Origin of the sequence: Microbacterium sufflavum (genome assembly GCF_023101165.1) — a bacterium.
Taxonomy (GTDB): domain Bacteria; phylum Actinomycetota; class Actinomycetes; order Actinomycetales; family Microbacteriaceae; genus Microbacterium; species Microbacterium sufflavum.
This window is the reverse complement of the sequence record NZ_CP078076.1, coordinates 2,677,678-2,695,266: the sequence shown is the minus strand read 5'-3', so window position 1 is coordinate 2,695,266 and position 17,589 is coordinate 2,677,678. Positions and strand designations below refer to the sequence as shown.

The following is a 17,589-nucleotide window of genomic DNA, read 5'->3' as shown; positions in this document are numbered from 1 at the left end:
CCTCAGCGGCGGCGCTGGCAGGTCGGGCAGAAGTGGGACGACCGGTTCATGAACGACACCCGCCGAATGGCGCCGCCGCACCGCGGACACGGCTCCCCGCCGCGGCCGTAGGCATTGAGGGAGTGGGCAAAATAACCCGCCTGGCCGTTCACGTTGACGTACTGCGCATCGAAGCTGGTCCCGCCCTCGGCGAGGGCTTTCGCCAACACGGTGCGGACCTCGGTGAGCAGACGGTGCACGGCCGGAGTCGAGAGTCGATCGGCCGGCGTCTCGGGGTGGATACGCGCGGCCCACAGCGACTCGTCGGCATAGATGTTGCCGATACCGCTCACGACGCCCTGGTCGAGCAGCACCCGCTTGACCGCGCTGTGCCGGCGAGCGAGAGCCCGTCGGAACGCGTCGACGTCGAAGAACGGGTCCATCGGATCGCGCGCGATGTGCGCCACCTGCGTCGGTACGCGCGAGGGCCCGTGCTCCACCAAGGCGTCGACGGCGAGGGAGCCGAACGTGCGCTGATCCGCGAACACGACCGCGAGCTCACCGTGAACGGGATGCTCGATCCCGAGGCGCACGCGTTCATGGCGCTCGGACGGAGCGTCGGGACCCCGCAGCAGCAGCTGTCCGCTCATGCCGAGGTGCGCGATCAGCGCCGACTCCCCGTCGTCATCGAGGGGAAGCCACAGGAACTTGCCGCGACGCATCGCCGCCGTGAAGGCACGCCCCTCGAGGCGCTGCACGAAGTCGGCAGCACCCGCCGTGTGCCTGGTGAGGGCGCGCTCGTCGAAGACGCTCACGGCCGTGATCGTCGCGCCGACCGCGGCCGGGGCGAGGCCCGCGCGGACCACCTCGACCTCGGGAAGCTCAGGCACGCTCGTTGAGCACGCGCCAGGCGCTGAGCGCGGCCGCCATCTCCGCGGTCTTCTTGCTGCTTCCGGTGCCGGTCATCTCGACGTCTCCGACGGCGACCGTGGCCGTGAAGCGACGGTCGTGATCCGGTCCGCTCGCCTCGACCGAGTACTGCGGCGGCGTAGCACCCACCCGGGCGGCAAGCTCCTGCAGGCTGGTCTTCGGGTCCATCGCGGCGCCGTAGCGCTCCGGGTCCGCCAGCAGAGGCTCGGTCAATCGCAGCACCAGCTCGGTCGCCGCCTCCGGCCCCGCGGAGAGGTAGGTGGCGCCGATCACGGCCTCCATGGTGTCGGCCAGGATGGAGTCCTTGTCGCGACCGCCCGTCTGCTCCTCACCGCGACCCAGCAAGAGATGACTTCCGAGGTCGATACCGCGGGCCACCTCGGCCAGGGCCACCGTCGAGACGACGCTTGCCCGCCGCTTGGCCAGTTCGCCCTCGTCGAGGTCGGGGTGCGTGGTGAACAGCATCACCGTCACCGCCTGCCCCAGCACCGAGTCGCCGAGGAACTCCAGGCGCTCGTTGTGCGGGATGCCGCCGTGCTCGTAGGCGTAGGAGCGATGGGTGAGCGCCAACTCCAGAAGCTCCGCGTCGATGTCGACGCGGAGCTTTGCTGGGAGAGGTCTCGTCCCCCCGGGGACCTCCGTCACGGTACGCGACTCAGACGTCGGCGACCTTGCGGCCCTTGTACTCCAGGAAGAGCTCGGTGCCCTGCGAGTCGGTGACGACCTTCGCCTGGTGCGGACGGCTGTAGACGACCTTGCCGTTCTCGACGGTCTTGACGAGCGCCGGAGCCTCCGCCTTCCACTGCGCGCGACGCGAGCGGGTGTTCGAACGGGAGACCTTGCGCTTCGGGGGGTTACCAGCCATGACTAGCTCTCTTCTTTCTCGGCGGCACGGCTCTCTGCCGTGCCGTCTTGGTCTGTGATCTGCTGGAGCGCACTCCATCGAGGATCGATGGGAGCGGCCTGCTCCGTCCCGGTGCTCTCGGTCAGCCTCTCGCCTGTGACCGGGTCGAGCCCGAGGCAATCCGGCTGACACACCGGCTGAAATGGAAGCGACAATACGGCCGCATCCCTGACGAGAGTTTCAAGATCCACGTGGTCGTCTTGAACCTCGAAGTCAGTTTCTTCCTCACCAGGATACGCGAAAAGCTCCTGGAACTCGACTTCGACAGGCTCGGAGATGTCGGTGAGGCAGCGGCCGCAGACGCCGACGTACTCTCCATCCGCGGAACCGGACACGAGAATGCCCTCGTGAACCGACTCCAGACGCACGTCGAGATCCAGCTCGGAGCCTGACTCGAAGGTCACGATGCCCTCCCCCCACTGCTCGGGGAGCGTCACCGTGAAGGTGTGCTCGCGCATCTCCCCCGGACGCCGGACGATGTCACGGACGGGGAGCACGAAGGGGCTGTTGAGTCGGGAACGCACCCCTCAATGCTACCGGGGTCTCCCTGCGACCGGGCCGGACGGGCGGCCTCAGAGGCCGCGCGCACCGGTGTCGAGGAACGACGCGACGGCCGGCGGAACGAACGGCGCGATGTCTCCCCCCAGCGACGCGACCTGGCGCACGAGCGAGCTCGACACCATGGCGTGCGCGGGATCGGGCAGCAGGAAGACGGTCTCGATGTCGGCCAGGTGACGGTTCACGATCGCCATCGGCGACTCGTACGCGACATCGACCTGCGAGCGGATCCCCTTCACCAGCACGCCCGCGTTCACGTCGCGCGCGTAGTCGACGAGGAGACCCATGCTCCAGGAGCCGATCACGATGTTGCCCTGCATGCCGTCTTCGGCGATCGAGCGCTCGAGCAGGGACAGCCGCTGCGCGATCGGCAGCATCGCCTCCTTGCCGGGGTTGTGCACCACCAGCACGTGCAGCTCGTCGTACAGGGCGGCCGCGCGGCGGATCACATCGAGGTGACCCAGGGTCGGCGGATCGAACGAACCCGGGACGACGGCGATCCTGCTGCTCATGCATCCAGCCTAGGGCACGGCCGAACGGCGTCAGTTCTTCGCCAGCGCCGCGCGGTCCTCGTCCGTCACGCGGCGACCGATGGCGTCGCGGAGACCGGGGTGGCGCGCGAGTTCCGGGTCGTCGGACAGGATCCCCTCCGCCAGCTCCCTCGCGCGGGTGATCAGCGCCGCATCCTTCACGACCCTGAGCAGCTTGAGCGACGAGCGCACGCCCGCCTGCGCAGCACCGAGCACGTCGCCCTCCCCCCGCAGCTCCAGATCGACCTCGGCCAGGGCGAACCCATCCAGGGTCGCGGCGACCGCATCGACCCGCTCCCGCGCGACGGAGCCTTCCTCGGCCTCGGTGACCAGCAGGCACAACCCCGGCACGCCGCCACGACCCACACGTCCGCGCAGCTGATGGAGCTGCGACACCCCGAAGCGGTCGGCATCGAGCACGATCATGGTCGAGGCGTTGGGCACGTCGACCCCGACCTCGATCACGGTCGTCGCCAGCAGCAGGTCGATGTCGCCGCGGGCGAAGGACTGCATCACCGCATCCTTCTCCTCCGACGGCATGCGCCCGTGCAGCACCGCGCGCCGGAGGCCGCCGAGCGTCGGATGCGTGGCCAGCGCCTCGTCGAGCTGCACGACGCCCCAGCGCGGCCCCTTCCCGCCCTCCGGGGCCAAAAGCTCCTGCTCGCCCGCCTCCGCCGTCTTCGCCGCCGTGTCGATCGCCGCGCATACCGCGAACACCTGTCGACCCTGCGCGATCTCCTCCGCCGCCCGCTCCCACACGCGGTTGAACCAGCCGGGGTGCTCGGCCAGCGGAGCGACGTACGACTCGATGCCGGCGCGACCGGCGGGCATCGTGCGGATGACCGAGGTGTCGAGGTCGCCGAAGACCGTCATCGCGACCGTGCGCGGGATCGGCGTCGCGGTGAGGACGAGCGCGTGCGGACTGGATCCTTTCGCGCGCAGCGCCTCGCGCTGCTCCACACCGAAGCGGTGCTGCTCGTCGACAACGACGAGCCCGAGATCGGCGAACGTGGTCTTCTCCCCCAGCAGCGCGTGCGTCCCGACCACGATGAGCGACTGCCCGGAGGCGACCCGGAGCGCAGCCCTGCGCCGCTCGGCCGCGGGGAGCTGACCCGTGAGCAGCGTCGGCATCAGCAGCGGGGCGAGCTGCGGGCCCAGCATCTTCGTGATGGAGCGCAGGTGCTGGGCCGCGAGGACCTCGGTCGGGGCGATCAACGCGGCCTGTCCCCCGCTCTCGGCCACCTGCAGCATGGCGCGCAGCGCGACGAGGGTCTTTCCCGAGCCGACCTCGCCCTGTACCAGCCGGTTCATCGGCCACGCACCGACCAGGTCGTGCGCGATCTGCGCGCCCACGGTCTCCTGGTCGGGGGTCAGGGTGTACGGCAGCGCAGCGTCGAACCGTTCGAGGAGCCCACCGGGGTGAGCCGGGCGCGACGTGGCCGCCAGGGCGCGCACCGCCTGGCGCTGCTGCAGCAGCGCCGTCTGCAGGGTCAGCGCCTCGTGCATGCGGAGGGTGCGCACCGCGGGGTCGATGTCGTTGCGCGTGCGGGGGCGGTGGATGCGCTCGAGCGCCTCCCGCGCCGTGAGCAGTTCTTCGCCGCGACGCACCTCTTCGGGCAGCGGCTCAGGCACCTCGGTCAGCCCGTCCAGCACGCGGCCGACCAGGCGGGCGATCTGCCACGTCTGGATCGCCGACGTCGCCGGGTAGATGGGAATGGGCACCGCTGCCCGCGCGTCGGCCCGACGGCGCGCCGCATCCTCATCATCGAACAGCTCGTACTCGGGATGCGCGAACTGCGTGACGCCGTTGAACTCGCCCACTTTGCCGGAGAAGACCCCGCGTCGGCCGACGGCGAGATCGTTCGACCGCCACTCGGCCGCGCCGATGTTCTTCGCGAAGAAGGTCAAGGACATGCGACCCACCCCGTCGCCGATCATCACGTCCACCATCGCGCCGGGTCGGTTGCGCATACGACGGAAGCTCGACGACAGCACCTCGGCGACGATCGTGACCGTCTCGCCGATCGGGAGATCGCGGATCGGCGTGAGCTCCCCCGGATCCGCATAGCGCCGCGGATAGTGGCCCAGCAGATCGCCCACGGTCTTCATGCCGAAGGCGCGACCCAGCGTCTTGGCCGACGCCGCGCCGATGGCCTCCTCCAGCGAGGATTCGAGCGTGAGCGACATGCTCCGAGTCTAGAGAACGCGACCGACACGACGTCGTCGCCCCCTGTCGTATCGTGAACGGGTGACCAGGATCATCGCAGGCCGCGCGCGCGGCATCCGTCTCGAGGTTCCTGGGGCGGGGACGCGGCCCACGAGCGATCGCGTGCGGGAGTCGCTGTTCGCCGCGCTCGAGTCGCTCGATGCGATCGACGGCGCGCGGGTCCTCGACCTGTACGCCGGCTCAGGTGCCCTCGGGCTCGAGGCGCTCAGCCGCGGAGCGTCGACCGCCGACCTGGTCGAGCGGGGTCGCCCCGCCGCGGCCGTCGTGCGCCGTAACGCGGGAGCCGTGGCCAGGGCGAGCAACCGGCCGCCGGCACGGGTGCACGAAGCGAGCGTCCGCTCCTACCTGGCCCGCGCCACGGGGCCCTACGACCTCGTGTTCACGGACCCGCCGTACGACCTCGATGACGCCGCCATGACCGCGGACCTGATCGCCCTCGCGCCGCTCCTGAGCGACGACGCGGTGCTGATCGTCGAACGTGCCCGTCGCTCCACCCGTCCGGACGTCGAGGCGGCGGGACTGCACGTGTTCCGCGAGAAGACCTATGGCGACACCGCGCTCTGGTGGTGCGAACGCGCGGGCGAGGCCGCGCTTGCGGAACAGGATCAGCCCGCCACGGAGTCCCAGTCGCGATAGGGGTCCCAGCCGCTGACGTCGACCGGGAGGTCGTCGCAGAGCAGGTTCTCGTCCGCGCGCTCCCGCACGGTGCCGATCGCCCGGAACCCCGGGGGCAGGATCCCGTCCGGGAAGCTCGCCAGCAGCGCATGATCCTCCCCGCCCGCCAGCGCCCGCTCCGGGAAGTCACCGAGCTCGGCGCGCTCCAGCGCGATCGTCACCCCCGAGGCATCCGCCATCCGCCGCGCGTCGAGCGCCAGCCCGTCGGAGACGTCCATCATCGCGGTCGCCCCGACCGCCGCGGCCACCACGCCCAGCCCGATCGGCGGTGACGGACGCAGCTGCGCAGCCACCGCCGCGCTCTCCCCGGGTCCGAGCAGGGACGGGTCGACCGGAATCGGCGCGTCGCCGTCGCGGAAGCGCCCGAACAACACCGCGAGCCCATGCGCGGCATGACCGAGCTCGCCGGCGACCGCGACCACGTCACCGGGTCGCGCACCCGCCCGCGTGACGGGAGGCCGCCCTTCCAGGTCACCGAGAGCGGTCACCGCCACCGTCAGCACATCGGACACCGTCAGGTCGCCGCCCACCACCGCACACCCCGGCGCCAGCGCCGCGCACGCATCGCGGAATCCGTCGGCCAGCCGTTCCACGAACGACAGCCGCAGATCGCGCGGCACCGCCAGTGCCACCAGCAGCGCGGTCGGACGCGCTCCCATCGCCGCGACGTCCGCGAGGTTCACGGCCGCGGCCTTCCAGCCGAGATCATGCCCGCTGGACCACGCCAGTCGGAAGTCGGGACCGTGCACCAGCGTGTCCGTCGTCGCGACGACCGAGCCCGACGGCGCCGCGATCACGGCCGCATCATCACCCGGCCCGAGGAGCGTGTGCGCGCCCGGGGTCGTGCGGCTCAGGATCGACCGCAGGATGCGTCCCTCCGAGAGCTCTGCCAGGCGCGGGTCGTCGGCATCGGGTCGGGAGTGCATGTCGTCAAAGGTAGCCTGGATGCATGCCCCGTTCTCGTCGTCTCACCGCCGTCGCCGGGGCGATCGCCCTCGCCGCCGTCGTCACCGGATGCTCGACCACCGTCCACCTGGAACCCGCGGACGACGCCAACGATCCGGGCTGCGCCTCCGTCTCCGTGCTGCTCCCCGACAGCGTCGACGGGTTCGACCGGGTGTGGACCGACGCGCAGGCCACGGGCGCCTGGGGCGACCCCACGATCGTGCTGCGCTGCGGCGTGGAGCCCCCCGCGCCATCGGCGCTCGTCTGCACGACGCTCGGCGGCGTCGACTGGCTGGTGCTCGATCAGGAGGAGGAGCGGCAGCGCCTCGTCACCTACGGGCGCGAGCCCGCGGTGGAGGTCATCATCCGCCGCGGCGAGCAGATCGACTTCCAGTCGATCGTGAACACCCTCTCATCGAGCATCCAGTCCGGCCTGGCGCCCGCGACCGCGCAGTGCACGGACCGCGTGGAGTTCCCCGCGGGCTGAGCGCCGCGGGGAACCCGGGTCAGCGGCGCAGACCCGCCTCCACCAGCTCCGTGATCAGGTCGCGGTAGCTCAGCCCGGAGGCCACCCAGCACTTGGGGAACATCGAGATCGGCGTGAACCCGGGCATCGTGTTCAGCTCGTTCACCACGAGCTCGCCCGACGGCGTGAGGAACATGTCGACCCTGGCAAGGCCGCGTCCGTCCACAGCCTCGAACGCGCGGACCCCGGCCTCCTGCACCGCCGACACCTCCGCGTCGCTCAGCTCCGCCGGGCACACGACGTCGACCCCGTCGCCGCCGAGGTACTTGCCCTCGAAGTCGTAGAAGCCGCGCGACGTGAGGACGATCTCGCCCGGGAGCGAGGCGCGGACACCCTCCGCCGCCTCCAGCACCGCGACCTCGATCTCGCGCCCGGTGATCCCCGACTCGATGAGGACCTTGTCGTCTTCCGCGAACGCCACAGCGAGAGCCGCATCGAGCTCCTCCGGGGCGCTCACCTTCGACACCCCCACGCTCGAGCCCGCCCGTGCGGGCTTCACGAACACCGGGAGGCCCAGACCGGCCGCCTGCTCGCGTACCGACGACGGGTCGCCGTCCCACGCCGCGCGCCGCACCGTGACCCACGGCGCGACCGGGATGCCCGCGGCCTGCAGGGCGATCTTCATGAAGTGCTTGTCCATGCACAGCGCCGAATCGAGCACGCCACCGCCCGCGTACGGCACCTCGAGCGTGTCGAAGTACCCCTGGATCGTGCCGTCCTCGCCGTGCGGTCCGTGCAGGATGGGCAGCACCACGTCGATCTCGCCGAGACCGTCGACGGCGCCGCCAGGGTGCACCACGCGGAGCGTGCGGTCGCCGCCCGGCTCCGGCCACAGGATGCGCGTGCCGTTGTCGACCACTTCGGGCAGGTGCGCCGCATCGAGCGGGAACTTCGCCGGGTCGTCGTCCTCCAGCACGAAGGCGCCCTCGCGCGTGATCCCCACCGGGATCACCGCGTAGCGGTCGCGGTCAATCGCGCCGAGCACTCCCCCCGCCGTTGCGGAACTGATCGAATGCTCGCTGGAGCGCCCTCCGAAGAGCACCACCACCGTCTGCTTGTCCATGGTTGGTCCTCTCCCCCTGCGGGGTGTCGTCGTCCGTCGTGAGATGCGGGGCGATATCCCGGGGATCCATCTTGCCGTCGAGCACCATCTTCACCTGCTCGACGATCGGCATGTCGACCCCGGCCTCGCGGGCGAGCTGCAGCACGGGGGCGACCGAGGCCAGCCCCTCCGCGGTCTGCTGCATCTGCTTCACGACGTCCTGGAACGAATAGCCCTGTCCGAGCAGCCGCCCGGCCGTGTTGTTCCGGCTCAGCGGCGACTGGCACGTCGCGATCAGGTCGCCGAGCCCCGCGAGCCCCTGCAGCGTCTCCGGCTGCGCGCCGTTCGCGACCGCGAAGTCGGTCATCTCGACCAGGCCACGCGTGATGATCGAGGCCTTGGTGTTCTCGCCGTAGCCGACGCCGTCGACGATGCCGATCGCGACGGCGATGAGGTTCTTCAGCACCCCGCCGAACTCGGTGCCGATCACGTCGGTGTTCACGAACGTGCGGAAGTAGCCGTTGCGCGCGGCCCGCGCCACGACCTCCGCCGTCTCCTGGCTCAGCGACGAGATGACGGCCGCGGTGGGCTGCTCGCGCGCGATCTCCAGCGCCAGGTTGGGGCCGGACGCCACCGCGATGCGCTCCGGGTCGCAGCGCAGCTCCTGTTCGATCACCTGACTCATGCGCAGACCCGTGCCCCGCTCGACGCCCTTCATGAGGCTGACGATCCGGGCATCGCCGGACGCGATCAGCGGTCGCAGCGCCTTGAGGTTCTCGCGCAGCGATTGGCTCGGCACCGACAGGTACACCTGCTCCGCCCCGTCGAGCGCCGAGGAGAGCTCGTGCGTGGCCGCCATGGTGCGCGGGAGATTGATGCCCGGCAGGTAGCGCGAGTTGCGCTTGGCCTCGTCGATCTCGTGCGCCAGCTCGGCGCGGCGGGCCCACATCGTGACCTGCGCTCCGCCATCGGCCAGGATCTTCCCGAACGTGGTGCCCCAGCTGCCCGCGCCGATCACGGCGACCCGGGGTCCCGCTGGTGTGTTCCTCTTAGGAGTCAAGTCGACCGGTCTCCTTCTGGCCGTGGCTCGCGGGGTTCCACCGCTCCGCTGGCGCCTTCTCCTCGCGCAGCTCCTCGAGCAGCGCCGTGATCGCGTTCATCAGGCGGCTCGTCGCCTCGGTCAGCGCGGCGGGCTCGGTCGCACGCCCGCGCAGATCCTCGACGTCGATCGGGTCGCCCACCAGCACGCGGACCGGCTTGCGCAGCGGCCACAGGCTCAGGCCCTTCTGATAGCGACCCATGATCTCCTGAGTACCCCACTGCGCCATCGGGATCAGCGGGATCCCGTCGGCGAGGGCGAGGCGGACCGCGCCGGACTTGCCGCGCATCGGCCACAGATCCGGGTCGCGCGTGAGCGTGCCCTCCGGGTACACGATCACGCCGCGGCCGTGCTCGACGAGCTCCGCCGACTGCGCCATGGTCTGCTTGGCCGCGGTCGCCGACGACGTCCGCGCGACCGGCACCATACCCGTGCGACGCAGCACCCATCCGAGCACGGGGACACGGAACAGGCTCTCCTTCGCCATGAACCGCGGGGCTCGGCCGATGCGCCACACGGCGACCGCGACGATCAGCGGGTCGAACTCGGAGTAGTGGTTCGGGGCGAGCACGAACGCGCCGTCGCGCGGCAGCTTCTCACCACCGGTGACACGGATCTTGGCGAGCAGCGACACGAGCGGGATGACGATCGCCGCGAGCGGCCAGAACAGACTCGGACGCGTCTTCTCCGGCGACCGGGAAGCCATCGGGCTCACCGGAGGACGTCGAAGTCGGCGCCGAGCGCGTCGAGCTTGGCGAGGAACTTCTCGTACCCGCGGGCCAGGATGTCGACGCCCGACACCTTCGACTCGCCGGAGGCCGTGAGCGCCGCGATCACGTGGCTGTAGCCGCCGCGCAGGTCGGGCACGACGATGTCGGCGCCGTGCAGCGGCGTCGGGCCGGTGATGACGGCGGCCTGCTCCAGGTCACGGCGCGGCACGCGGCGAGGGCCGTCCTGCAGCCCGCGCGGGTGCACGACGATGTCGGCGCCCATCTTCACGAGGGCCTCCGTGAAGCCCATGCGGTTCTCGTACACGGTCTCGTGCACGACCGAGCGTCCGTGCGCCTGGGTCAGCGCGACCACGAGGGGCTGCTGCCAGTCGGTCATGAAGCCGGGGTGCACGTCGGTCTCGATCACGACCGGCTTGATGTCGCCGTCGCGCCGGAACAGGATGCCGTCCTCCTGGATGTCGAACCAGCCGCCCGCCTTGCGGAACACGTTGAGGAACGTCAGCATCTCCTGCTGCTTGGCGCCGCCGACGAAGATCTCGCCGTCCGTCGCCAGAGCGGCCGACGCCCATGAGGCCGCCTCGTTGCGGTCGAAGATCGACCGGTGGTCGTAGCCGCGGAGCTTCTCGACGCCCTCGATGAGGATCACGCGGTTCGGCTCGTAGGAGATGATCGCGCCCATCTTCTGCAGCACGGCGATCAGGTCCATGATCTCGGGCTCGATCGCGGCGTTGCGCAGCTCCGTGACGCCCTCGGCGCGCACCGCCGTCAGCAGTACCTGCTCGGTCGCCCCGACGCTCGGGTACGGCAGGTGGATGTTGGCGCCGTGCAGGCGAGTGCCGCCGGTCGACAGGCGGATGCCGCTCGGCAGCTTCTCGACGATCGCGCCGAACTTGCGCAGCGCGTCCAGGTGGAAGTCGATCGGGCGATCGCCGATGCGGCAGCCGCCCAGGTCGGGGATGAACGCCTGGCCCAGCCGGTGCAGCAGGGGCCCGCAGAACAGGATCGGGATGCGGGACGCGCCCGCGTGGGCGTCGATCTCCTCGAAGTGCGCCGACTCCACGTCGCTCGGGTCGAACACGAGCGAGCCCGGCTCATCGCCCTCCGACACCCGGACACCGTGCACCTCGAGAAGGGAGCGGACCACGGCCACATCGCTGATCGCCGGCACGTCGCGCAGGACGCTCGTCGTCTCTCCCAGGAGCGAGGCCACCATCGCCTTGGTGGCGAGGTTCTTCGCGCCCTTGACGTCGACCCGGCCACGCAGCGGTCGGCCTCCTCGGATGGCGAGGACGTCTCCGGTGAGCGCAGGGACGTCGTCGGGAAGAGCGTCGCGCACGGGTGTCGTCATTGGGGCCTCACTTCGTTCATCGGGGGCGGGGTTACCCCTGGCTCCCCCGCCCCCTCCGTCTCACTGAACGGGGAGGGTCCGCGGCCGCCACGACTCGCGACGGGCCTCGAACTGCGCGATCTTGTCTTCGTTGCGCAGCGTGAGCCCGATGTCGTCGAGCCCTTCGAGGAGCCGCCATCTAGTGTAATCGTCGATGCCGATGTCGGCCTGGATGCCGCCGACCGACGCGGTGCGCGCCTCGAGGTCGACGGTCATCTGCGCCCCGGGATTCCGCTCGATCTCGGCCCAGAACCGCTCGAGGTCGTCCTCCGAGATCGTCGCGGCGAGCAGGCCCTGCTTGCCCGAGTTGCCTCGGAAGATGTCGGCGAATCGCGGGCTGAGCACGACCTTGAAGCCGAAGTCGCGCAGCGCCCATACGGCGTGCTCCCGGCTCGAGCCGGTACCGAAGTCGGGACCGGCGACGAGGATCGACGCGCCCTGGTACACGGGCTGGTTGAGCACGAACTCCGGGTCCTGCCGCCATCCGTGGAACAGCGCGTCCTCGAAGCCGGTCTTGGTGACGCGCTTGAGGAACACCGCGGGGATGATCTGGTCGGTGTCGACGTTCGACCGCTTCAGCGGAGCGGCGATGCCCGTGTGGGTCGTGAACTTCTCCATGGGTCAGGCCTCTTCCGTCAGGTCGCTCGGGCTGGACAGGGTGCCGCGGATCGCCGTGGCCGCCGCCACGAGCGGCGACACGAGGTGCGTCCGACCGCCCTTGCCCTGTCGCCCCTCGAAGTTGCGGTTCGAGGTGGACGCGCACCGCTCCCCGGGGGCGAGCTGGTCGGGGTTCATCCCCAGGCACATCGAGCAACCGGCGAAGCGCCATTCGGCACCGAAGTCGGTGATGACCTTGTCCAGGCCCTCGGCCTCGGCCTCCAGCCGCACGCGCGCGGAGCCCGGCACGACCATCACGCGCACGCCGTCGGCCTTCTTCTTGCCCTGGATGATCGACGCGAACGCGCGCAGATCCTCGATCCGGCTGTTGGTGCAGGAGCCCATGAACACCGCGTCGACCGGAACCTCCTTGAGCGGAGTGCCGGGCGTCAGATCCATGTACTCCAGCGCGCGCTCGGCGGCAGCGCGCTCGTTCGGGTCGGCGATCTGCGCGGGGTCCGGCACCGCGGCGGAGAGGGAGCTCCCCTGTCCCGGGTTCGTACCCCACGTGACGAACGGCTCGAGCTCGTTCGCGTCGATGAAGACCTCCGCGTCGAACTCGGCACCCTCGTCGGTCGGCAGCGTGCGCCAGTACGCGACCGCGTCCTCCCAGTCCTGGCCCTTCGGTGCGTGCGGCCGCCCCTCCAGGTACGCGAAGGTCGTCTCGTCGGGCGCCACCATGCCCGCGCGGGCTCCGGCCTCGATCGACATGTTGCAGATCGTCATGCGGCCCTCCATCGAGAGGGCGCGGATCGCGCTGCCGCGGTACTCGAGCACATAGCCCTGACCGCCGCCCGTGCCGATCTTCGCGATCACCGCGAGGATGATGTCCTTCGCCGTGACACCGGGGCGCAGCGTGCCCTCGACCGTGATGGCCATGGTCTTGAACGGCTTGAGCGGCAGGGTCTGCGTCGCCATGACGTGCTCGACCTCGCTCGTGCCGATGCCGAACGCCATCGCGCCGAACGCGCCGTGGGTCGAGGTGTGCGAGTCGCCGCACACCACCGTGATGCCGGGCATCGTCAGGCCCAGCTGCGGCCCCACCACGTGCACGATGCCCTGCTCGGCATCGCCCAGCGAGTGCAGGCGCACCCCGAACTCGGCGGCGTTGCGGCGCAGCGTCTCGATCTGCGTGCGACTGGTGAGGTCGGCGATCGGCTTGTCGATCTCCCACGTCGGGGTGTTGTGGTCCTCGGTCGCGATCGTCAGGTCGAGGCGGCGCAGTGGGCGGCCCTCGCTGCGCAGACCGTCGAAGGCCTGCGGGCTGGTGACCTCGTGCACGAGGTGCAGGTCGATGTAGATGAGGTCGGGCTGGCCGTCTTGGCCCTTCACGACGAGATGGTCGTCCCAGACCTTCTCGGCGAGGGTCCTGCGGCGTGCGGAAGGGGCTCCGGAATCGGGGCTGGTCATGGCGTGTCTCCTGTGGCTGGCGGTTCGGCCCACGATGGACTCCGCGACGAGGAGGGGCTCAGATCGAGGTCTCGCCGCGGCCGCTAAGAAGGAGCACGGTCCGCATGACGTCAGGTTACCACCGCTCGGACACGCCGCGACGCGCCGTGACACTCTGTTGCTCACCCGCCCGATCGAGAGGCCCCGCATGACCGTCGACACCGCCCGCTTCGCCACCCGTGCCGTCCACGCCGCACGCCGTCGCGAGACCGCTGCGTCGCGCGCGACCCCGATCTACCTCACGGCCGGCTTCGAGTTCGACGACTTCGACCACGCCGCCGACCACTTCGGCACGGGGACGGGATTCGGCTACACCCGCACCGGGAACCCGACGGTGCGCGCGGTCGAGCGCCAGCTCGCCTCGCTCGAGTCGGGGGCGGACGCGGTGCTCGTGGCGAGCGGTCAGGCCGCTGTGACCGCCGCGGTGCTGTCGGTCGTCGGAGCCGGCGACCACATCGTGTCGTCGACCCACATCTACGAGGGCACCCGGGGGCTCTTCATCGACAACCTGGCCCGCCTCGGCATCGAGACCACGTTCGTGGACGACATCGCCGATCCAGACGCCTGGCGCGAGGCCATCCGTCCCACCACCCGCGCGCTGTTCGCCGAATCGCTCGCGAACGCCCGCAACGACGTGCTCGACGTCGCCGCGGTGAGCGCGATCGGCGACGAGTCCGCGATCCCGCTGATCGTGGACAACACCCTCCCCACTCCCGCCCTGCTGCGCCCGCTCGAGCACGGCGCAGCGATCGTCGTGCATTCCGCCTCCAAGTTCCTCGCCGGGCACGGCTCCGTGCTCGGCGGCGTGATCGTCGACGACGGCCGCTTCGACGCCGACCGCGCCGGACACAACGCCCCGCACCTCGTGCTCCCCGGCCGCGGCGGACTGCCGAGCGTGTACGCCCGCCACGGCGGCAACGCCCGCATCGCGTACGTGCGGGAGTCGGTCGCGCCGCGCTTCGGCGCCTCCCCCTCCCCGCTCAACGCCTTCCTCATCGGGCAGGGCACGGAGACGCTGGGGCTGCGGGTCGAGCGGCAGTCGCGCAACGCGCTCGCCGTCGCGCGCTGGCTCGCCGCGCACGACGCCGTGGAGAGCGTGGACTACGCCGGCCTCCCGACCCACCCGCACCATGCGACCGCACGACGCTACCTGGACGGCGGCTTCGGCTCGATCTTCACCGTCACGCTGCGCGGCGGCCTCCCCGCCGCGCGTCGTTTCGTGGAGGAGGTCGAGGTGTTCACGCACATGACCCACATCGGCGACGTGCGCTCGCTCGTGCTGCACCCGGGCACCACGAGCCACGCGCAGCGTACGGACGAGGAGCGCCGCGTGCTCGGCGTCGCACCGGGGACGCTGCGCCTGTCGATCGGCATCGAAGACGTCGACGACCTCGTGGCCGACCTGGCGCGCGTGCTCGAGTCGGTGCGGGAGACGGTGGCATGACCAGGCCGCAGCACTTCGGATGGTTCCTCGCCCGCGGCTTCGGCCCGCAGGGGTGGGGCTACCCGTCCCTCGACTGGGACTACGACTGGACGCGGCCCGAGGTGTACCAGGAGGCCGCCCGCACGCTCGAGCAGGCGGGCTTCGACCTCGTGATCATCGAGGACAGCCCCTCGCTCGGCTCGCCCGAGACCATCGACCTCCGGGTGCGCCACGCGTTCGGCGGCCCGAAGCACGACCCGCTGCTGCTCGCGCCGTACCTCTTCCAGGCCACGCGGCACCTCGGCGTGGTCCCCACCGTGAACCCCGCCGCGTCGCTGCCGTACACGTCCGCGCGGCAGTTCGCCACGCTGCACCACCTGAGCGGCCATCGGCTCGGCCTCAACGTGGTCACCGACACCGGGAGCGCGCGGCACTTCTCCGACGCCCCGCAGCTCGGGCACGACGAGGCGTACGACCGCGCCGAGGAGTGGCTCGACGGCATCCGGTCGCTGTGGCACAGCTGGGACGACGGGGCGCTCGTCGCCGACCGCGCCACCGACGTGTACGCCGACGGCAGTCGTCTGCGACCCGTCGCGCATCGCGGACGCCACTACGCGTTCGACGGACCGCTGAACGCCCTGCCCTTCACGGACGGGGAGCCCGCGATCGTCTCGCCCGGGGGCTCCGGACGCGGCCTGGGCTTCGCGGGAGCGAACTCCGACGTGCAGCTCGCCCTCGCCCCGTTGCACGAGAAGTCCGTGCGCGACTATCGCGCGAGAGTGCACGAGGCCGCGGTCGCGAAGGGCCGACGCCCCGAGGACATCACGATCCTGTTCGCCATCCAGCCCGTCATCACGTCATCGAGCGAGGAGGCCGATCGCATCGTCGCCGCCTCCGCGCGCCCCGACGACGCCGCGCTGCAGCAGATCGCCCGCAAGCAGTCGAGCGACCTGGAGACCGACCTCACCGCGCTCGACCTCGACCGACCGCTCGACCTGTCGATCTTCGGTGCCCACGTGTCGCGCGGCAGCATCCAGCGGCTGATCGGGGACCGCGGCGAGGACGCCCCGCTGCGCGCTCACCTCACCGCTCTCGCGCGGGCGGGACGCCTCTCCGACCGGACGGGATTCGTGGGCACCGCGGACGAGTTCGCCGACCTCGTCGAGGAACTCGGCGACTGGGGCAACGACGGCGTGCTCCTGTGGGGAGACTTCCACCCCGTCACCCTGCACCGCACCCTCGACGAGCTCGTGCCGATCCTGCGCCGACGCGGGCTGCTCCGGCGCGAGTACGCCGACGGCGGGCTGCAGGCGAACCTGCGATCGTTCTGACGGGCCTCCCGGCCGCTCACTCCCCGACGGGGGCGCTGCGCCGCTCCGCGCGCTTCTCCCGCGAGGACGCCACGAGGCTGGCCACCGTGGCGACCGTCATCGACACGAGGATGACGCCCAGGGACACCATGTTGTCGATGTCGGGCACCCACTCCACGTGCTGTCCGCCGTTGATGAACGGCAGCTCGTTCACGTGCAGCGCGTGCAGGATCAGCTTGATGCCGATGAAGCCGAGGATCACGGCGATGCCGTAGTGGAGGTACCGCAGGCGGTCGAGCAGATCGCCGAGGAGGAAGTACAGCTGCCGCAGCCCCATCAGCGCGAAGATGTTCGCTGCGAACACGAGGAAGCCGTTCGTGGTGATCTCGAAGATCGCCGGGATCGAGTCGATCGCGAAGATGAGGTCGGTCACGCCGATCGTGATGAACACGATCACCATGGGCGTCCACATGCGCTTCCCGTCGACGGTCGTGCGGATCTTCGAGCCGTCGTACGTCTCGCTGATGTCGATGCGGCGACGCAGCAGTCGCACGATGAAGTTCTCGCGCTTGACCTCGTCCTCGTGGTCGCCCTCCGGCATGGCCTGGCGGATCGCGGTGTAGACCAGGAAGGCGCCGAACACGTAGAAGATCGGCGAGAAGTTCTCGATCACCGCGACGCCGACCAGGATGAACAGTCCGCGCAGGATCAGCGCGATGATGATGCCGACCATCAGCACCTGCTGCTGCAGCCGACGCGGCACGGCGAACTGCGCCATGATCAGCACGAACACGAACAGGTTGTCGACCGAGAGACTGTATTCGAGCGCCCAGCCCGTGATGAAGTCGCCCGCGTTCTGCCAGCCGCCGACGTTTCCCAGCAGCACCGCGAACAGCAGCGCGAGCCCGACGTAGAACACCACCCAGAGGGTCGACTCCTTCGTCGAGGGGATGTGCGGCCGCAGCCGGATGAGCAGGAGGTCGCCGATCAGGATGATCGTGAGCACGACCATCGAGGTGATCTCGAACCAGACGGGGATGTCCAACGGCGCACTGCACCTTTCGCGAGGGGTCGGTGATGTCCGAAAGTCTCTCCCCCGCACCGAAGTGCGTCGCGCGCCCGGAGCAGCGGTGTCGGTGCTCGTGATGACGTTACGCGCGGGTCCGGGATACTCCCTCTCGCCGGAGCCATGCTACCGGAGCATCCGACCTGCGGCG

At 70.5% G+C, this 17,589-nt stretch carries 18 protein-coding genes; 4 read left to right on the top strand and 14 right to left on the bottom strand.

Annotated features, from left to right (window positions below; genetic code table 11):
• Positions 1–2: 2 nt before the first annotated feature.
• From mutM to KV394_RS13020, 6 genes are all read right to left on the bottom strand, one after another.
• On the bottom strand, positions 3–869 hold the full coding sequence (mutM, locus tag KV394_RS13045; protein WP_247981619.1) for a bifunctional DNA-formamidopyrimidine glycosylase/DNA-(apurinic or apyrimidinic site) lyase: 867 nt from the start codon (positions 867–869) through the stop codon (positions 3–5).
• Positions 862–1,554: a ribonuclease III gene (gene rnc / locus KV394_RS13040; protein WP_136034544.1), complete on the bottom strand. Its 693-nt coding sequence runs from the start codon at positions 1,552–1,554 to the stop codon at positions 862–864. Before rnc ends, mutM begins: the two co-directional genes overlap by 8 nt.
• A gap of 10 nt (positions 1,555–1,564) precedes the next feature.
• The gene (gene rpmF / locus KV394_RS13035; RefSeq protein WP_050721097.1) at positions 1,565–1,774 is read right to left on the bottom strand and encodes a 50S ribosomal protein L32; all 210 of its coding nucleotides are present in this window, start codon (positions 1,772–1,774) and stop codon (positions 1,565–1,567) included.
• A gap of 2 nt (positions 1,775–1,776) precedes the next feature.
• Complete coding sequence (locus KV394_RS13030) at positions 1,777–2,271, bottom strand: YceD family protein (protein ID WP_136034620.1); 495 nt, start codon at positions 2,269–2,271, stop codon at positions 1,777–1,779.
• 114 nt (positions 2,272–2,385) lie between these two features.
• The gene (gene coaD / locus KV394_RS13025) at positions 2,386–2,883 is read right to left on the bottom strand and encodes a pantetheine-phosphate adenylyltransferase (RefSeq protein WP_136034542.1); all 498 of its coding nucleotides are present in this window, start codon (positions 2,881–2,883) and stop codon (positions 2,386–2,388) included.
• A 30-nt stretch (positions 2,884–2,913) separates the two neighbouring features.
• Positions 2,914–5,088, bottom strand: a complete 2,175-nt coding sequence (locus KV394_RS13020) for an ATP-dependent DNA helicase RecG (protein ID WP_247981618.1) — start codon at positions 5,086–5,088, stop codon at positions 2,914–2,916.
• Between the two features lie 61 nt (positions 5,089–5,149).
• Here KV394_RS13020 and rsmD point away from each other — a divergent pair, with 61 nt between their 5' ends.
• A complete protein-coding gene (rsmD, locus tag KV394_RS13015; protein ID WP_247981617.1) occupies positions 5,150–5,764 on the top strand; it encodes a 16S rRNA (guanine(966)-N(2))-methyltransferase RsmD in 615 nt (204 codons plus the stop codon).
• On the opposite strand, the gene thiL is transcribed toward rsmD, so the two are convergent.
• Positions 5,734–6,729 (bottom strand): thiamine-phosphate kinase, encoded by a 996-nt coding sequence (thiL, locus tag KV394_RS13010; protein ID WP_247981616.1) that lies wholly within the window; start codon positions 6,727–6,729, stop codon positions 5,734–5,736. The genes rsmD and thiL overlap by 31 nt on opposite strands.
• 23 nt (positions 6,730–6,752) lie before the next feature.
• Between thiL and KV394_RS13005 the strand changes: the two genes are divergently transcribed.
• Positions 6,753–7,235 (top strand): DUF3515 family protein, encoded by a 483-nt coding sequence (locus KV394_RS13005; protein WP_247981615.1) that lies wholly within the window; start codon positions 6,753–6,755, stop codon positions 7,233–7,235.
• A gap of 19 nt (positions 7,236–7,254) precedes the next feature.
• On the opposite strand, the gene KV394_RS13000 is transcribed toward KV394_RS13005, so the two are convergent.
• From KV394_RS13000 to leuC, 6 genes are read right to left on the bottom strand one after another with little or no spacing between them, the layout of a single operon-like run.
• A complete protein-coding gene (locus tag KV394_RS13000) occupies positions 7,255–8,337 on the bottom strand; it encodes a D-alanine--D-alanine ligase family protein (protein WP_136046049.1) in 1,083 nt (360 codons plus the stop codon).
• On the bottom strand, positions 8,243–9,376 hold the full coding sequence (locus tag KV394_RS12995) for an NAD(P)H-dependent glycerol-3-phosphate dehydrogenase (protein ID WP_136034529.1): 1,134 nt from the start codon (positions 9,374–9,376) through the stop codon (positions 8,243–8,245). The genes KV394_RS13000 and KV394_RS12995 overlap by 95 nt, the downstream gene beginning before the upstream one ends.
• A complete protein-coding gene (locus tag KV394_RS12990; protein ID WP_136034526.1) occupies positions 9,366–10,121 on the bottom strand; it encodes a lysophospholipid acyltransferase family protein in 756 nt (251 codons plus the stop codon). Before KV394_RS12990 ends, KV394_RS12995 begins: the two co-directional genes overlap by 11 nt.
• Before the next feature lie 5 nt (positions 10,122–10,126).
• Entirely contained in the window at positions 10,127–11,494 is a 1,368-nt protein-coding gene (gene murA / locus KV394_RS12985) for a UDP-N-acetylglucosamine 1-carboxyvinyltransferase (RefSeq protein WP_136034524.1), read from the bottom strand.
• A 60-nt stretch (positions 11,495–11,554) separates the two neighbouring features.
• Positions 11,555–12,151, bottom strand: a complete 597-nt coding sequence (gene leuD / locus KV394_RS12980) for a 3-isopropylmalate dehydratase small subunit (protein ID WP_136037000.1) — start codon at positions 12,149–12,151, stop codon at positions 11,555–11,557.
• A gap of 3 nt (positions 12,152–12,154) precedes the next feature.
• Positions 12,155–13,600, bottom strand: coding sequence for a 3-isopropylmalate dehydratase large subunit (gene leuC / locus KV394_RS12975; protein ID WP_247981614.1), 1,446 nt, complete (start codon positions 13,598–13,600; stop codon positions 12,155–12,157).
• Positions 13,601–13,787: 187 nt separating this feature from the next.
• On the opposite strand from leuC, the gene KV394_RS12970 reads away from it, so the two are divergent.
• A complete protein-coding gene (locus KV394_RS12970; RefSeq protein WP_247981613.1) occupies positions 13,788–15,083 on the top strand; it encodes an O-acetylhomoserine aminocarboxypropyltransferase/cysteine synthase family protein in 1,296 nt (431 codons plus the stop codon).
• On the top strand, positions 15,080–16,393 hold the full coding sequence (locus KV394_RS12965; RefSeq protein ID WP_136046048.1) for an LLM class flavin-dependent oxidoreductase: 1,314 nt from the start codon (positions 15,080–15,082) through the stop codon (positions 16,391–16,393). The genes KV394_RS12970 and KV394_RS12965 overlap by 4 nt, the downstream gene beginning before the upstream one ends.
• Positions 16,394–16,409: 16 nt before the next feature.
• Here the strand turns inward: KV394_RS12965 and KV394_RS12960 are convergent, their stop codons facing one another.
• Positions 16,410–17,417: a TerC/Alx family metal homeostasis membrane protein gene (locus tag KV394_RS12960; protein WP_136046047.1), complete on the bottom strand. Its 1,008-nt coding sequence runs from the start codon at positions 17,415–17,417 to the stop codon at positions 16,410–16,412.
• Positions 17,418–17,589: the final 172 nt, after the last annotated feature.

What these genes read in the sequence shown, in the direction of transcription:
- rpmF (WP_050721097.1), bottom strand. Translation starts at nt 1,774, where the DNA reads ATGGCTGGTAACCCCCCGAAGCGCAAGGTCTCCCGTTCGAACACCCGC.
- KV394_RS13030 (WP_136034620.1), bottom strand. Translation starts at nt 2,271, where the DNA reads ATGCGCGAGCACACCTTCACGGTGACGCTCCCCGAGCAGTGGGGGGAG.
- coaD (WP_136034542.1), bottom strand. Translation starts at nt 2,883, where the DNA reads ATGAGCAGCAGGATCGCCGTCGTCCCGGGTTCGTTCGATCCGCCGACC.
- KV394_RS13020 (WP_247981618.1), bottom strand. Translation starts at nt 5,088, where the DNA reads ATGTCGCTCACGCTCGAATCCTCGCTGGAGGAGGCCATCGGCGCGGCG.
- thiL (WP_247981616.1), bottom strand. Translation starts at nt 6,729, where the DNA reads ATGCACTCCCGACCCGATGCCGACGACCCGCGCCTGGCAGAGCTCTCG.
- KV394_RS13005 (WP_247981615.1), top strand. Translation starts at nt 6,753, where the DNA reads ATGCCCCGTTCTCGTCGTCTCACCGCCGTCGCCGGGGCGATCGCCCTC.
- KV394_RS13000 (WP_136046049.1), bottom strand. Translation starts at nt 8,337, where the DNA reads ATGGACAAGCAGACGGTGGTGGTGCTCTTCGGAGGGCGCTCCAGCGAG.
- KV394_RS12990 (WP_136034526.1), bottom strand. Translation starts at nt 10,121, where the DNA reads ATGGCTTCCCGGTCGCCGGAGAAGACGCGTCCGAGTCTGTTCTGGCCG.
- murA (WP_136034524.1), bottom strand. Translation starts at nt 11,494, where the DNA reads ATGACGACACCCGTGCGCGACGCTCTTCCCGACGACGTCCCTGCGCTC.
- leuD (WP_136037000.1), bottom strand. Translation starts at nt 12,151, where the DNA reads ATGGAGAAGTTCACGACCCACACGGGCATCGCCGCTCCGCTGAAGCGG.
- leuC (WP_247981614.1), bottom strand. Translation starts at nt 13,600, where the DNA reads ATGACCAGCCCCGATTCCGGAGCCCCTTCCGCACGCCGCAGGACCCTC.
- KV394_RS12970 (WP_247981613.1), top strand. Translation starts at nt 13,788, where the DNA reads ATGACCGTCGACACCGCCCGCTTCGCCACCCGTGCCGTCCACGCCGCA.
- KV394_RS12965 (WP_136046048.1), top strand. Translation starts at nt 15,080, where the DNA reads ATGACCAGGCCGCAGCACTTCGGATGGTTCCTCGCCCGCGGCTTCGGC.